This is a genomic window from Brevundimonas sp. (genome assembly GCF_036402095.1).
In the GTDB taxonomy this organism is placed as follows: Bacteria; Pseudomonadota; Alphaproteobacteria; order Caulobacterales; family Caulobacteraceae; genus Brevundimonas.
In genome coordinates, this window is record NZ_DASWTO010000037.1 from 20,228 (window position 1) to 33,836 (window position 13,609).

The 13,609-nt window shown below is 70.2% G+C and carries 13 protein-coding genes; 6 read left to right on the forward strand and 7 right to left on the reverse strand.

All coding sequences use genetic code 11. From position 1 onward, the window contains the following. Nucleotides 1-26 precede the first annotated feature (26 nt). The 3 genes from VGD32_RS03085 to VGD32_RS03095 form a co-directional block, all read right to left on the reverse strand. Nucleotides 27-761 carry a hypothetical protein gene (locus VGD32_RS03085; RefSeq protein WP_331030450.1) on the reverse strand — a complete coding sequence of 245 codons (735 nt, stop codon included), beginning with the start codon at nucleotides 759-761 and terminating at the stop codon, nucleotides 27-29. Continuing rightward, complete coding sequence (locus tag VGD32_RS03090; RefSeq protein ID WP_331030438.1) at nucleotides 650-2,077, reverse strand: S8 family peptidase; 1,428 nt, start codon at nucleotides 2,075-2,077, stop codon at nucleotides 650-652. The genes VGD32_RS03085 and VGD32_RS03090 overlap by 112 nt, the downstream gene beginning before the upstream one ends. 154 nt (nucleotides 2,078-2,231) lie before the next feature. After that, nucleotides 2,232-3,353, reverse strand: a complete 1,122-nt coding sequence (locus VGD32_RS03095) for an aromatic ring-hydroxylating dioxygenase subunit alpha (protein WP_331030439.1) — start codon at nucleotides 3,351-3,353, stop codon at nucleotides 2,232-2,234. A 124-nt stretch (nucleotides 3,354-3,477) separates the two neighbouring features. On the opposite strand from VGD32_RS03095, the gene VGD32_RS03100 reads away from it, so the two are divergent. Together VGD32_RS03100 and VGD32_RS03105 are read left to right on the forward strand one after the other, a co-directional pair. Further along, nucleotides 3,478-4,422: an alpha/beta hydrolase gene (locus tag VGD32_RS03100; protein WP_331030440.1), complete on the forward strand. Its 945-nt coding sequence runs from the start codon at nucleotides 3,478-3,480 to the stop codon at nucleotides 4,420-4,422. Nucleotides 4,423-4,540: 118 nt separating this feature from the next. Beyond that, nucleotides 4,541-6,661: a PBP1A family penicillin-binding protein gene (locus VGD32_RS03105; RefSeq protein WP_331030441.1), complete on the forward strand. Its 2,121-nt coding sequence runs from the start codon at nucleotides 4,541-4,543 to the stop codon at nucleotides 6,659-6,661. Between the two features lie 40 nt (nucleotides 6,662-6,701). On the opposite strand, the gene VGD32_RS03110 is transcribed toward VGD32_RS03105, so the two are convergent. Together VGD32_RS03110 and VGD32_RS03115 are read right to left on the reverse strand one after the other, a co-directional pair. Next, on the reverse strand, nucleotides 6,702-7,418 hold the full coding sequence (locus VGD32_RS03110; protein WP_331030442.1) for a SprT family zinc-dependent metalloprotease: 717 nt from the start codon (nucleotides 7,416-7,418) through the stop codon (nucleotides 6,702-6,704). Beyond that, nucleotides 7,384-8,664, reverse strand: a complete 1,281-nt coding sequence (locus tag VGD32_RS03115) for a polyhydroxyalkanoate depolymerase (RefSeq protein ID WP_331030443.1) — start codon at nucleotides 8,662-8,664, stop codon at nucleotides 7,384-7,386. The genes VGD32_RS03110 and VGD32_RS03115 overlap by 35 nt, the downstream gene beginning before the upstream one ends. A gap of 179 nt (nucleotides 8,665-8,843) precedes the next feature. Here VGD32_RS03115 and VGD32_RS03120 point away from each other — a divergent pair, with 179 nt between their 5' ends. Further along, the gene (locus VGD32_RS03120; protein WP_331030444.1) at nucleotides 8,844-9,398 is read left to right on the forward strand and encodes an RNA polymerase sigma factor; all 555 of its coding nucleotides are present in this window, start codon (nucleotides 8,844-8,846) and stop codon (nucleotides 9,396-9,398) included. Then, complete coding sequence (locus VGD32_RS03125) at nucleotides 9,398-9,769, forward strand: DUF6768 family protein (protein ID WP_331030445.1); 372 nt, start codon at nucleotides 9,398-9,400, stop codon at nucleotides 9,767-9,769. Before VGD32_RS03120 ends, VGD32_RS03125 begins: the two co-directional genes overlap by 1 nt. A gap of 21 nt (nucleotides 9,770-9,790) precedes the next feature. On the opposite strand, the gene VGD32_RS03130 is transcribed toward VGD32_RS03125, so the two are convergent. Continuing rightward, entirely contained in the window at nucleotides 9,791-10,414 is a 624-nt protein-coding gene (locus VGD32_RS03130) for an SCO family protein (RefSeq protein WP_331030446.1), read from the reverse strand. A gap of 53 nt (nucleotides 10,415-10,467) precedes the next feature. Between VGD32_RS03130 and VGD32_RS03135 the strand changes: the two genes are divergently transcribed. Both VGD32_RS03135 and VGD32_RS03140 read left to right on the forward strand, forming a co-directional pair. Continuing rightward, nucleotides 10,468-11,949, forward strand: a complete 1,482-nt coding sequence (locus VGD32_RS03135) for an ActS/PrrB/RegB family redox-sensitive histidine kinase (RefSeq protein ID WP_331030447.1) — start codon at nucleotides 10,468-10,470, stop codon at nucleotides 11,947-11,949. Between the two features lie 69 nt (nucleotides 11,950-12,018). Then, entirely contained in the window at nucleotides 12,019-12,573 is a 555-nt protein-coding gene (locus tag VGD32_RS03140; RefSeq protein WP_331030448.1) for an ActR/PrrA/RegA family redox response regulator transcription factor, read from the forward strand. A gap of 457 nt (nucleotides 12,574-13,030) precedes the next feature. Here VGD32_RS03140 and VGD32_RS03145 read toward each other — a convergent pair. Continuing rightward, nucleotides 13,031-13,609 (reverse strand): S1 RNA-binding domain-containing protein (locus VGD32_RS03145; RefSeq protein WP_331030449.1); only part of this gene is annotated, 579 nt, incomplete at its 5' end.

Consider the following 13,609-nt stretch of genomic DNA (forward strand, 5'->3'; position numbering starts at 1 on the left):
CGTCGCGGCCTTTTTCGCGTCCGGCGTCAGTTGACGATCGAGAAGTCCGCGATTGTCAGGGCGAGGCCTGCCGCCACCGTGGCGAAGAGCGCTCGCGCCGCCGGCCCGCTGCCGTCCGGATCGTAGTAGAGGCTCCCGGTCGCGGGGTCGTAGACGATCCGGTGGCTCGTGGTCTGGGCCGCCGTGCCGACGTGGAAGGCCATCGACGGCAGGCTGCCGAGAGCCAGGGTCGCAAAGACCGAGCGCGCCAGCAGGATGGTGTCGTCCGCGACGGAAAAGTCCACGATCGTGTCGACGTTCGGCGCGGGTCCGAGAGGCGAGTCGAAGCGGAACCGGTCGCCTCCCGCCCCCCCGACAAGCCGGTCGTTGCCGGCCCCTCCGTTGACGAAGTCGTAGCCCTCCCCGCCGTCCACCGTGTCGATTCCCGCGAGACCGTTGAGCTGGTCGTGTCCCGCGCCGCCCCAAAGGCTGTTCGCGGCGCTGCTTCCCACCAGCACATCGTTGTGCGCGGAACCGGTGACCTGCTCGAGGTTCGCCAGCGCGTCGACGCCTGATCCGCCCGTGTTCTGGGCGGCCGTCGCGCTGAGGTTCACGCTGACCGCGGCTGCGGCGTCGGCGTAGGTGACGGTGTCGACGCCGGCGCCGCCGTCTATGACATCGGCGCCCGGACCGCCGTTGAGGGTGTCGTCGCCATCGCCGCCGTCGAGGCTGTCGTCGCCCCCTTCGCCGTGCAGGGTGTCATTTCCGGCGAGGCCGTAGATCCGGTCGGTTCCCGCGCCCGGCAAGGGCTGTCCCGGCACGGTGGTCGACCGGTTGACGGTGTCGGCGCCGGCGGTCCCGGTGATCGTCCCGGGGACGGGGGCGGGCGCCGGCGCGCCGCCGACGAACAACAGATGGTTGTTGGTGCTGCGGGCGTCGGTGACCTTGCCCTTGGTCGCGGCCTGATAGAGGGCGTCGCGCAGGATCGCAGGCGAAGCCGAAGGTTCCCCTCGAGCAACAGCGCCGCGGCGCCTGCGACGTGCGGCGCGGCCATGGAGGTGCCGCTCAGCTGGGCCAGGACGTTGGTCCCGGTGTGATAGCCCGACACGATGGCGGCGCCGGGCGCGAACAGGTCGACGCAGCTGCCGTAGTTCGAGAAACTTCCGCGCGCGTCGCGGCTGTCGGTCGCGCCTATGGTCAAGGCGTTCGGGACCCGCGCGGGCGAGACGCTGCAGGCGTCGGCCGTTTCGTTGCCGGCGGCGACCACGGCCGCGATCCCGCGTCCGATGACCCGGTTCACGGCGTCGTCGAGGGAGGCGGAGCTGGAGCCGCCCAGCGACATGTTGACGACGGCGGGACGGCGGGCGTTCGCCGCCACCCAGTCGAGGGCGTAGATGATGCCGCTGATCGACCCGCTGCCCTGGCAGTTGAGAACCCGGGCGGAGGCCAGGGTGACTCCCGGAGCCACTCCGTAGCCGTACCCGCCGCCGATCGTGCCGGCCACATGGGTTCCGTGCCCGTTGCAATCGCCGCCGTTCTGGCCGTCGTTGATGACGTCGATGGCGCGGACCGCCCGGCCGCCGAACAGGACGTGGTCGAACCGGATGCCCGTGTCCAGCACGTAGACCGTCACGCCGCGCCCGGTCGCGGTCGCGCTGTAGGTTCCATTCAATGGCAGCGACGCCTGGTCGATGCGGTCGACGCCCCAGCTGTTGGCGGATTGCGTGATCACCGCCTCGGCGTCCTGTTCGACGCGGACCACGCGATTGTCGCGAAGCAGGCCGCTCCGGGCCAGGTCGGACATGCGGCCCGCGAAACCGGTGAGGACGGTCTGATAGACGTAGTCCGCCTCGATTCCGTGCTCGGCGGCGACCGCCCTGGGGTCGGCGCGCGGCTCCAGCGTGACGATGAAGCGGCCGGGTATCGGGCGGCCGGTCCGCCGGGGGGCGTCGATCACATGCTGCGGCCGGCCGAGGCCCTGACCCTGCCCCCTTCCCTCGCCCGGGGGCTGGTCCTGGGCGACGGCGCTGGTGGCGAACGCCAGAACGGAGATCGACAGGGAAATCGCCAGGGATCGGATCGTTCGCGTCAGGACCACGTCAGTCTCCTTCGCCCACAACCCTGCGTCCCATAACGGCGAGGCGCGGTTGTGCGTTCCGGACCCGGAACATCGGCGTCGGGAGGACTATCGTCGCCGGGGCGGCTCTCCGGGACAGGACAGCATCAGCGCCCGCTCCGTCCGTCGCCCGCCCTCAGCTTTTCCACCGGAGGGTGGCCGGCTTGACCGGGTTGGCGAACGCCCGTCCCTCGGCGCGCGACCTGGCCCATTCGCGCTTCAGCTGCTGGTACCATTTGGCCTGTTTGTCGGCGTCGTCGATCCAGATCAGCGCCGGGTCGTAGCGCAGGCCCTCGTTCTGCAGGTTCACCATGCCGCCGTCCTGTTTCAGGAAGGCGACGACGCCCATGCGCAGGAAGGGCTTGGCGAGGTCGAACACCCAGTGGTCGGACCAGAAGATCTGGGTGATCGTCGTCCGGGTGCCCGAGCGCGGGGTCAGACATGTCAGGGCCAGCACCTGTCTCTCGCCCACCTGGATATGCTCCCAGCGGTAACCGGGCAGCCGGAAGCTGATTTCCGTCGCCGGGGCCCCGCCCAGTATCCTGTAAGCCCGGCTGTTCGAGGACGGGGCGTGGCGGACCATCGCGAAGCCCAGCTCGCGCGGCTCGAAGGCCTTTGCCTTCTCGTGCATCGAATGCTCGGACCGCCACCACCATTGCTGATGCACATAGGGGCCGTGGGCCGGATCCATCAGGCCGACCACGGCGTGGTCGATGTGGGCGTCGAAATCCATAGATTCGACCAGTTTGGCCCCGCCGCCGACCACGCCGGGGAAGACCGGCGGCTCGTGGTCGGGTTCGGCCGGATTGCGCGGGTCGGACGACACCCACACGAAGACCATGCCCTGGCTTTCTCGCACCGGATAGGCGCGCACGCGGATGCGCTCCGGCTCATAGGCCTGGTCCTCCACCAGCGACGGAATGGCGGCGCAGACGCCGTCGGGGCGGAAGCGCCAGCCATGGTAGCAGCACTCGATGGTCTCGCCCTCGCCGGGCTTCTCGACCAGCCGCCCTGCCGACAGCGGCGCGGCGCGGTGTGGGCAGATGTCGCGCATGGCGTAGGCCTGCCCCGCCCGGGTTCGGCCGATCAGCACCGGCTCGCCCAGCAGTTCGTGGCGCTTCAGCGAGGCGGGCTTCACGTCCCGCGACAGGGCGGCGAAATACCAGGTGTCCAGCACGAACCCGGCGCCGAAGGTGGTCGGGGGCGCTCCCCGGCTTGCAGCGGGAGCGGCGTCGGATACGGTCTCGGTGGAGGTCATGGGCGCCATTCTAGGACGGGCGCGGCCGTCGCCGCCAGCCGCCCCGACGGGCGACTGAGAAAGTGCTTTACATTTTAAAGCTAATTGGGTAACTGACTGATACGTTCATGGAAAGACCGCACCGATGAAGACCGCCTTGATGATCGTTCTGGCCGCCGCCGCCCTGTCCACGCCCGCCTTGGCGCAGGAGGGTTACGGCTCGCATGCGCCCGCCGCGCCCGACGCCCACGGCCACCACCACGCCGACTTCCAGTCCGGCCGGTTCCATGTCCGCGTCGACGGTCCCGCCGCCCCGGTCGGCGACGTCATCCTGATCCCCGGCCTGTCGTCCTCGCCCGAGGTCTGGGACATGCTGACCGGGGAGCTGAAGGGCCGCTACCGCGTCCACCGCATCCACGTCCAGGGCTTCGCCGGCGCACCGCCCGAGGCCAACGCCGAGGGTCCCGTCTCGGCGCCGGTGGCGGAGGACATCGCCCGCTACATCCGCGAGCAGGGCCTCGAGAAGCCGGCCGTGATCGGGCACTCGATGGGCGGGACGATCGGCATGATGCTGGCTGCACGCCATCCGGACGCCGTCGGCAAGCTGATGGTGGTCGACATGATCCCGTTCATGGGCGCGATGTTCGCCCAGCCGGGCACGACCCCGACCGCCCAGAACGTGACTCCGATCGCCGACCAGATCTACGCTGGCATGAGCGCGGGCCCCGAAGAGGCCTACCGGGCTCAGTCCGCGGCAGCCGTCACCGGCATGATCGCCACCGAGTCGGCCCGCGCCGGTCCGCTGGAAGACGCCGCGAACAGCGACCGTCAGGTCTCGGCCTCGGCCTTCCGCGAGCTGGTCGTCACCGACCTGCGGCCAGAACTGGCCAACATCACGGCCCCGACCACCGTGCTCTACGTCAGGTTCAACGATCCCCGCATGTCGCCCGAGATCACCGACGGCATCTACCGCGCCTCGTTCGCCACCCTGCCGGGCGCCACGCTGAAGCGGATCGACGACAGCGCCCACTTCATCATGCTGGACCAGCCCGCGATCTTCGCCGCCGAGGTGAACGCGTTTTTAGAATAGGGCGTTCAAGGGCCATGCTTTCGGCGGAAACGCCCCTCACGGTCTCGTGACGACGTGAGGGGCGATTGCGTGCGTCCGGCGAACGGCTAAGACCGCAACCGGACAGGATGAGGTTTCGATGGCGGGTTCCGGCTTCAGCTTCGGGCGCGGCGGCGGCGACGGTCAGCCCAGGCCGGCGCGCACGGCCATGCAGCGGCTGGTCTACTGGGGATCGGTCCTGGCGATCTGGGGCGTCATTTTCCTGGTCGTCTTCTTCGCCGTCTTCGCCCGCGACCTGCCCGACACCTCGACCCTCTACAATGTCGATCGCCAGCCCTCGATCACCTATCTGGACCGCAACGGGGCCCTGATCGCGGTGCGCGGCACCCAGCAGGCGCCGCCGGCCGACCTCGACGCCCTGCCGGACTACGTCCCGGCGGCCTTCATCGCCATCGAGGACCGGCGCTTCTATCACCACCCCGGCTTCGACCCGATCGGCATGACCCGCGCCATCGCCGCCAACATGCGGGCCGGGCGGGTGGTGCAGGGCGGCTCGACCCTGACCCAGCAGCTGGCCAAGAACCTGTTCCTGTCTCCGGACCAGAACATGAAGCGCAAGGTCCAGGAGCTGATGCTGGCCGTCTGGCTGGAGATGAAATTCTCCAAGGAGGAGATTCTCGCCCTCTATCTGAACCGCGTCTATTTCGGCGCCGGGGCCTATGGCATCGAGGCCGCGTCGCAGCGCTATTTCGACAAGAGCGCGAAGAATCTGACCGTCGGCGAGGCGGCGCTGCTGGCCGGCCTGCTCAAGGCCCCGTCGCGCTATTCGCCCGTGTCGGAGAGCGAGCGCGCCGCCACCCGGGCGACCGTGGTGCTCAACGAGATGGTCGACGCCGGCGTGATCACCCCCGAGCAGCGCGCCCAGGCCGTGACCGAGCCGGTGCGGGTGTCGCGGACGCTGGCCAGCCAGCACGCCCAGTATTTCGTCGACTGGCTGGACAAGCAGATCCGCGAACTGGTCGGCGAGCCGACCGAGGACATGATCGTCGAGACGACGCTGGATCTGACGCTGCAGACCTCGGCCGAGCGGGCCGTGCGCCGCATCCTCGACCGCGATCGCTCCAAGGGCGTGCAGCAGGCCGCGCTGGTCGCGCTCGACGGCGAGGGCCGCGTGCGGGCCATGATCGGCGGCGCCTCCTACGCCGACAGCCAGTTCAACCGCGCCGTCGACGCGCGGCGCCAGGCCGGCTCGGCGTGGAAGCCGTTCGTCTATCTGACGGCGCTGGAGAGCGGCTACACGCCCGAAACCCTCGTCAACGACGCCCCGATCCGGATCGGCAACTGGTCGCCGCGCAACTACACCGGCGATTTCCGCGGTCAGATGACCATGGCCAACGCCGTGGCCCAGTCGACCAACACGGTGGCGGCGGGCATGGCCGACCAGATCGGCCGCGACAACGTCGCCCGCACCGCACGGCGGCTGGGCATCACCTCGCGCATCGGGCTGGAGCCGGCCATGGCGCTGGGCGCGGTCGAGGTGTCGCCGATCGACATGGCCCAGGCCTATGACGCCTTCGCCAACGGCGGCAAACGCGTCCGGGCCTACGGCATCAGCCGCATCCGCACACCGCAGGGCCGCATCATCTACCAGCGCGCCAGCCGCGAGGCCGGGCCGGTGCAGGCGATCTCCAATCCGTTCCTGTACTACATGAACCAGATGCTGCGAGGGGTGATGACCTCGGGCACCGGGCGGTCGGCGGCCATCGCAGGCCGCGACGTGGCCGGCAAGACCGGCACGACCTCGGACTACAAGGACGCCTGGTTCGTCGGCTACACCGGCGGCTTCGTCACCGCCGTCTGGGTCGGCAAGGACGACAACAGCGCCATGCGGGGCGTCACAGGCGGCTCGTCGCCGGCGGCGATCTGGCGCGCCTTCATGGAGGCGGCCCTGCCGCGCCTGAACGCGCCGCCCATTCCCAACGGCCCGCCGATGCCCGAGGGCTGGCAGCCGCCCAGTCCGGTCGAGAGCCTGATCGGCCGCATCGGCGATCTGTTCGGCGACAATCCGCCGGGCGACGACGCGGTCGACCCGCTGGACGAATCCCTGCTGGAGCCGGCTCCGCCCCAGCGTCAGCCGGCGACGCCGCGCCCCGAACAGCCGGCGGTGCTGCGCCCGACCCAGCCCCAGCCCCAGCGCGACCCGCCGGCCCCGCAGCCGGCGCCGCCGCCGGAGAAGAAGGCCGAGCCGCTGTTCTTCTGAAGACGCGTCCCTTCTCCCGCCGGGGAAAAGGAAGGCGCCGCTACCGTCCCACCGCGTGCAGCGCGGGGCCGTTCTCCCGCAGCCATTTGCGGAACGGTCGATGGTCTCCGACCAGGGTCTGGACCACCGCCCAGTAGGCCGGGCTGTGGTCGGCGTGGACCAGATGCGCGACCTCGTGGGCGGCCAGGTAATCGGCCACGGCGGGCGGGGCCATGATCACGCGCCAGCTGTAGCGGATCGAGCGGTTGTGCGGACTGCAGGAGCCCCAGCGGCTCTTCGTATCGGCGATCGAGACCTTCACCGGCCGCTGGCCGAGGGTGCGAAGATGATGCTCGGTCCGCTCGACCAGCACCTGCCGGGCCAGTCGCCTGATGAGGTTCTCGACCCGGCGCGAGAAGGCCTCGCCCTCGCCACCGGACTGGATGACCGGGCCGTCGGGCGCATCGATCAGGCGCGCCGCGCCCGCGCCGCCGGTCGAGGCCAGTCGCGTGGCCCGGCCAAACAGGGAAATCGTCCCGCCCGGTTCCAGCGGCGCGCCCTGCGGCCGCTCGGCCAGCCGCTCGCGCATCCAGCCGGCCTTGGTGCGGGCGAAGGCCACGGCCTGGGCCAGACCGCGCTCGGACGGGGCGACCAGCACCGCCTCGCCGGCGCGGCCGTCGATGCGGATCGACAACCGTCGCGCTCGCGGATTGACCGACAGCCGGGCCGGAACGCCGACAGCGTCAGGCGGCAGCCGCTGGCCGTTCCGGTACTGCACAGAGAGCCTCGTTGAGGGCGATGAAGTCGCGCACGCGCGGATAGATGTCGTCGCGGAAACGCCGGCCGTTGAAGACGCCGTAGTGGCCGACCTCGGGATGGACGTACAGCATGCGCCGCTCGTCCGGAATGGCGCTGCACAGGCCGTGCGCCGCCTGGGTCTGACCGACGCCGGAGATGTCGTCCTTCGCCCCCTCGACGGTCATCAGGCCGATGTCCGTGACTTTCGACAGGTCGACCTTGCGCCCGCGGTGCTCCAGCAGGCCGCGCGGCAGCAGATGCTGCTGGAAGACGATGTCGATGGTCTGGAGATAGAATTCCTCCGTCAGGTCCAGCACCGACAGGTATTCGTCGTAGAACTGCTCGTGCTTCTCGACCCCGTCGCCGTCGCCGTTGACCAGATGCTGGAAATACTCGTGGTGCGCGTCGACGTGGCGCTCCTCGTTCATCGACATGAAGCTGTAGAGCTGGACGAAGCCGGGATAGACCCGCCGCCCGAAGCCCGGATAGGGCCAGGGCACGGTGTGGATCATGTTCGATTTGAACCAGGCGAAGGGCTTCTGCTCGGCCAGTTCGTTGGTCACGGTCGGGGACAGCCGCGCGTCGATGGGCGAGCCCATGAAGGTCATCGAGGCCGGGCGGTTCGGGTCCCCGTCCTCGGCCATCAGGGCGCAGGCCGCCAGCACCGGCGGACCCGGCTGGCAGACGCCGACGACGTGCGCCCGCGGCCCGATCACGCCCAGCATGGTCCGGACGTGATCCACATAGTCGAAGAAGTCGAACCGCCCCTCCAGCATCGGCACCTGCCGGGCGTTGGTCCAGTCGGTGACATAGACGTCGTGGTCCTGCAGGAAACCCTCCACCGTGCCGCGGAGCAGGGTGGCGTAGTGGCCTGACAGCGGGGCGACGATCAGCACCGCCGGGGCCGCGGCGGGCTTCCCGGCCCGCTTGAGGTCGCCGACGTGACGCGCGAACCGCAACAGGCGGCACCACGGCGAGGACCAGACCACCTGTTCGGTGGTGCGGACGGGCCGGTTGTCGATGGTGACCACCTCCAGGCCCCAGTCGGGCTTGCCGTAGCGGCGCGTGACGCTCTCGAACAGCTCGGCCGAGGCGTAGGCGGTCCGCCCCAGGGCGGTGTCGGCAACCGGATTGAGCGGAGAACTCCAGAACTGGCGGGCCAGTTGGGCCCCGAACCGGAACGGCGTCGCCGAGTGGTAGGCGAGCTCGTGAAGCGAATACAGCATGCGTGTCCTGAGACGGCCCCCGCCGGTATATGGCAGGGCAGCATAGAACGCGCCGCACTGCAAAAAGATTATCTTCGTCCAGGTCACGCAAGCGTGCGCCGCGGCGCATGCCGCCGCGACGAATCCATTGAACCGGATCGCGGGATGTCGGCACCTCTCAATCAACGAGGGACACGGGCGTGGCGTTCAGAACCAAACAACAGCTGCTCGACGAATACCTGGTCGCCTCCGCGCGCACCGGCGACCGCAAGGCGTTCGACCTGCTGGCGCGGCGCTGGCAGGGCAAGCTGGTCGCCCACGCCTGGCGGCTGACGGGCGACGTCGACCATGCCCGCGAGGCCGCCCAGGAGGGCTGGATCGAGATCGTGCGCGGCCTCGGCCGCCTGCGCGACGAGCGCGCCTTCCCGGCCTGGGCCTACCAGATCGTGTCGCGGCGCTGCGCCCGGCGGATTGGGGGCCTGCAGCGCGACCGGGCCCTCGTGGCCGCGGCGGCCGCTGAACCGGTCGAAGCCTTCATCGCCCCGGAAGAGGGCGACGCGCCGGCCATGACACGTCTGCGGGCGGGACTGGCGGCCCTGCCGCCCGGGCAGAGGGCTGTGATCGGCCTGTTCTATCTTGAGGAATTGGGCGTCGCGGACGTCGCGACCGCCCTGAACGTGCCGGCGGGCACGGTGAAGACCCGCCTGTTGCATGCCCGCCGCAAGCTGCGCGCGGTGCTGGAAGGAGAGGCGTGATGACGACCGATATCGACCGCATGATAGAGGAGGCGCTGCAGGGCGAAGAGCAGGCGCTGTTCCGCGAGACCGCCGGCGAACCGGGCTTCTTCGCCCAGGCCTTCGGTCTGCTCGGCGGTCCCAACGGCTGGGTCAACGTCGTCATGATGGCGATTCAGGCGACGCTCTTCGTCGCCGGGCTTTGGGCCGGCTGGCGTTTCTTCGAGGCGGAGACGGCGCTGTCGGCGCTGCACTGGGGCCTGCCGGCCGCGGTGCTGGTGCTGGCTTCGCTGATCGTGAAGCTGGGCATGATGCCCGAGCTTCAGGCCAACCGGCTGATGCGCGAACTGAAGCGGCAACAGCTGCAGGCCGCGCTTGCCCGCAAGGCCTGATCGAGGCGGGCGCTGGCGCCGCTAACCCCGCGCCATCGCCCGTTCGATCACCTGGGCCGATTTCTCGGGGCCCAGCTCCTCGGCTACGGCGGTGCGGAACCGGCCGTCGGGGCCCATCAGATAGACGGTCAGCGAGTGGTTCATGGTGTAGTCCTCGCCCTCGCCGACCTTCTGGTAATAGGCCCGGTAGGCGTCGGCGGCGGCCCGGACCTGGGCAGGCGTGCCGGTCAGGCCGATGACGCCCTCGGGGAAGCCGTCGGTGGACAGGTAGTCCTTCAGCGCCTGCGGCGTGTCGCGCTCCGGATCGACGCTGATGAAGACGATCTGCAGATCCTTCCCCCTCTCTCCCAGCCGCTGTTTCGTGGCGTCGAGCGCGGCCAGGGTCGTGGGGCAGAAATCAGGGCAATAAGTGAAGCCGAAGAAGACCAGCGACCATCGGCCCTCGAGCATCGTCTGATCGACCGGCCGGCCGTTGTGGTCGACCAGCTGGAACGGCCCGCCGACGTCGGCCTGGCCGCTGGAGACGACCTCTCCGGGCTGCAGCCCGGGCGCCGGCCGGTTGATCAGCACGGCGGTGATGACGAGCAGGGCGACGGCGATGACGGCGCAGGCGCCGGCGAACAGCAGAATGGAACGGCGCGGCATCACGACCCCCGGCAAGACGCGCCTTGCGGGCGCGGCTGGTCTATAGAAGAGGCGTGAGCCCGACCCAAGACCCCCTGTCGTCGCAGTTCGCCCCCGAAAACGGCGGCGGCCGTTTCGCCGGCTGGCGCAACCTGCCGCGCCGCAACCGCGGCCTGTCGCTCCGGACGCTGGTGATCCTGCGCTGGATGGCCATCGCGGGCCAGAGCGCCACGATCGCCGTGGCCACGGGCTGGTTCCATTTCGACCTGCCGCTGTGGGGCTGTCTGGCCGTGATCGCGGCCAGCGTGGCGATGAACCTCAACGCCACGGCCCGTCTCAGGCGCAGCGACGGCTCGGCCCCGGACGGGACGCTGACGGCGGCGCACCTCGGCTTCGACATCCTGCAACTGTCGGCCCTGCTGGCCCTGACCGGCGGGCTGCAGAACCCCTTCTGCCTGCTGCTGGTCGCGCCGGTGACTGTGGCGGCGGCCTCGCTGCCGGGACGGCAGGCGGCGCTGATGGGGCTGATGGTGCTCGCCGCCACCGTCGGCCTGTTCTTCTTCTCCATGCCCCTGCCGTGGCAGGCGGGCACCGAGCTGAACCTGCCGCCCCTGTACCGCTTCGGCGTCGGCCTGGCCCTGATCACCGGCGTGGTCTTCACCGCCGCCTACGCCTGGCGGGTGGCGGCGGACGCCGAGAAGCTGGAGTTGGCCCTGGCCACCACCCAGGACGTGCTGCAGCGCGAGCAGCGGCTGGCGGCCCTGGGCGGTCTGGCCGCGGCGGCGGCGCACGAGCTGGGCACGCCGCTGGCGACGATCCAGGTGGTGGCCCGCGAACTGCTGCGCGCCTCCGCCAAGGACGGGCCGGCGGCCGAGGACGCGGCCTTGATCCTGCAGCAGGCCGAGCGCTGCCGGGACATCCTCAAACAGCTGTCGCAGCAGCCGGAGGAGGGCGACGCCGCCTTCGCCGAGGTGGGGCTGAAGGCCCTGCTCGAGGAGGTAGTCGAGCCGCACCGGGGCTTCGACCTGGCCTTCGACGTTTCCGTACGCACCGCGTCCGGCGAGGCCGCCCCGCGCGTCCGCCGCCTGCCCGAGGTGGTGCACGGCCTGTCGACCCTGGTCGAGAACGCCGCCGACTTCGCCAACAGCCGGGTGCGGGTGCTGGCCCTGGTCGACGCCGGCTTCATCGAGATCGAGGTGGTGGACGACGGGCCCGGCATACCGCCCGACATCCTGCCCCGCCTGGGCGAGCCCTATGTGACCAGCCGGCCGCAGGGCAAGGCGCGCCGGGCGCTGGCGGCCCAGATCGCCGCCTCCGTCGCCGCCGCCGCACCGGGCCGCAAGGGGCGGAAGGGCGGCAAGGCCGCGCCCGCGCCGGAAACCATCGCCCCCAGTCAGGGCGGCATGGGTCTCGGCTTCTTCATCGCCCGCACCTTGCTGGAACGGACCGGCGGACGGGTCGCCGTCGGCGCCGGGGACGGCGGCAAGGGCCAGCCCAGAGGGGCCCGGGTCGCCGTGCGCTGGCCCCGGCCGGCGCTGGAGGTTGCGCCGTCGTGATGTCGCACCCCGCCGCTGAACCTTGACCGCAACGGCGGTGTTACCGACTTGGAGCCGAGGAGAACGATGATGCCCGAGACCGAAGCCCGGATCGCCGCCCTGACGGACAGGACCCTGCTGCTGCTCGACGACGACAACGCCCTGCGCACCCGCCTGGGGCGGGCGCTGGAAAGCCGGGGCTTCGAGGTGACCACCGCTGGCTCGGTGGCCGAGGCGCGCGAGGCGCTGCGGGCGTCCGTCCCTGCCTTCGCCGTGCTCGATATGCGGCTGGAGGACGGCAACGGGCTCAAGGTCGTCGAGGCTATCCGCGACCAGCGTCAGGACGCCCGCATCGTCATGCTGACCGGCTATGGCGCCATCGCCACCGCCGTGGCGGCGGTCAAGGCCGGCGCGGTCGACTATCTGCAGAAGCCCGCCGACGCCGACGACGTGGTCAAGGCGCTGCTGATGACCGGCGAGGCCCCGGAGCCCCCCGATAATCCGATGAGCGCCGACCGCGTGCGCTGGGAGCATATCCAGCGCGTCTACGAGCTGTGCGACCACAATGTCTCGGAGACGGCGCGCCGGCTGGGCATGCACCGCCGGACGCTGCAGCGCATTCTGGCGAAGCGGGCGCCGCGGTAGGCCGCGCCAGGGATCCCCGCCACCGCCCCGGGGGGGCGCCGGGCGCGCGCGGCCGTGACGCTGTGCCTGCAATCCGGGGAATTATAGCCGGATAACGGAGACGATCCGCCGCCTTTTCAGAGGCTTGGCCGATTCTCGAGGCTATCTTCCCGCCACATGAAGGACCTGGTCCATACTGCGGACCGGTCTTTGACATGCGAACCGCCGGCCCGCCGCCACAGGCGCGCCCGCTCAGCCTTTTCGGCGCCGATGCCGACTCTGCCGACTCCGACACACCGAATTCCGGAGCCGACCCTGCCGACTCCGCCCCACCGTTTTTCGGGTTTCACCCGGGTGGAACCCGAAGCGGTGCGGACCTGCCGTCCTCCACCGCGAGCAGCGGCCCGGACGCCACGCGATGAAAAAAGGCCCCGGCGTTTCCGCCGGGGCCTGCTTCAGTCAGTCGTGACGCCGCGGTCTAGCGACGGCCGCGGCCGCGGTCGCGGTCGCCGCCGCCTTCACGCTTCGGACGGCCGCCGGTGTCTTCCGACATCGGGGGCTCGCCGCGTTCGGCGCGCTCGGCGTTGATCTTGTCGGTCAGGTCCTCGCCGGTTTCCTGATCGACCACCTTCATCGACAGCTTGGTCTTGCCGCGGTCGTCCATGCCCAGGAACTTCACCTTCACTTCCTGACCTTCGGTCAGGACGTCGGCGGGGTTGGCGACGCGCTCCATCGAGATCTGCGACACATGGACGAGGCCGTCCTTGGCGCCGAAGAAGTTCACGAAGGCGCCGAAGTCGACGACCTTCACGACCTTGCCGGTGTAGATCATGCCGGGCTCGGGCTCGGACACGATCGACGAGATCCAGTTCTTGGCCGCGTCGATCTTCTCCTGCTCGGAGGCGGCGATCTTCACCGTGCCGTCGTCCTCGATGTTGATCTTGGCGCCGGTCTTTTCGACGATCTCGCGGATGATCTTGCCGCCGGTGCCGATGATGTCGCGGATCTTGTCGGTCGGAACCTTGATCTGCTCGATCTTCGGCGCGAACTCGCCCAG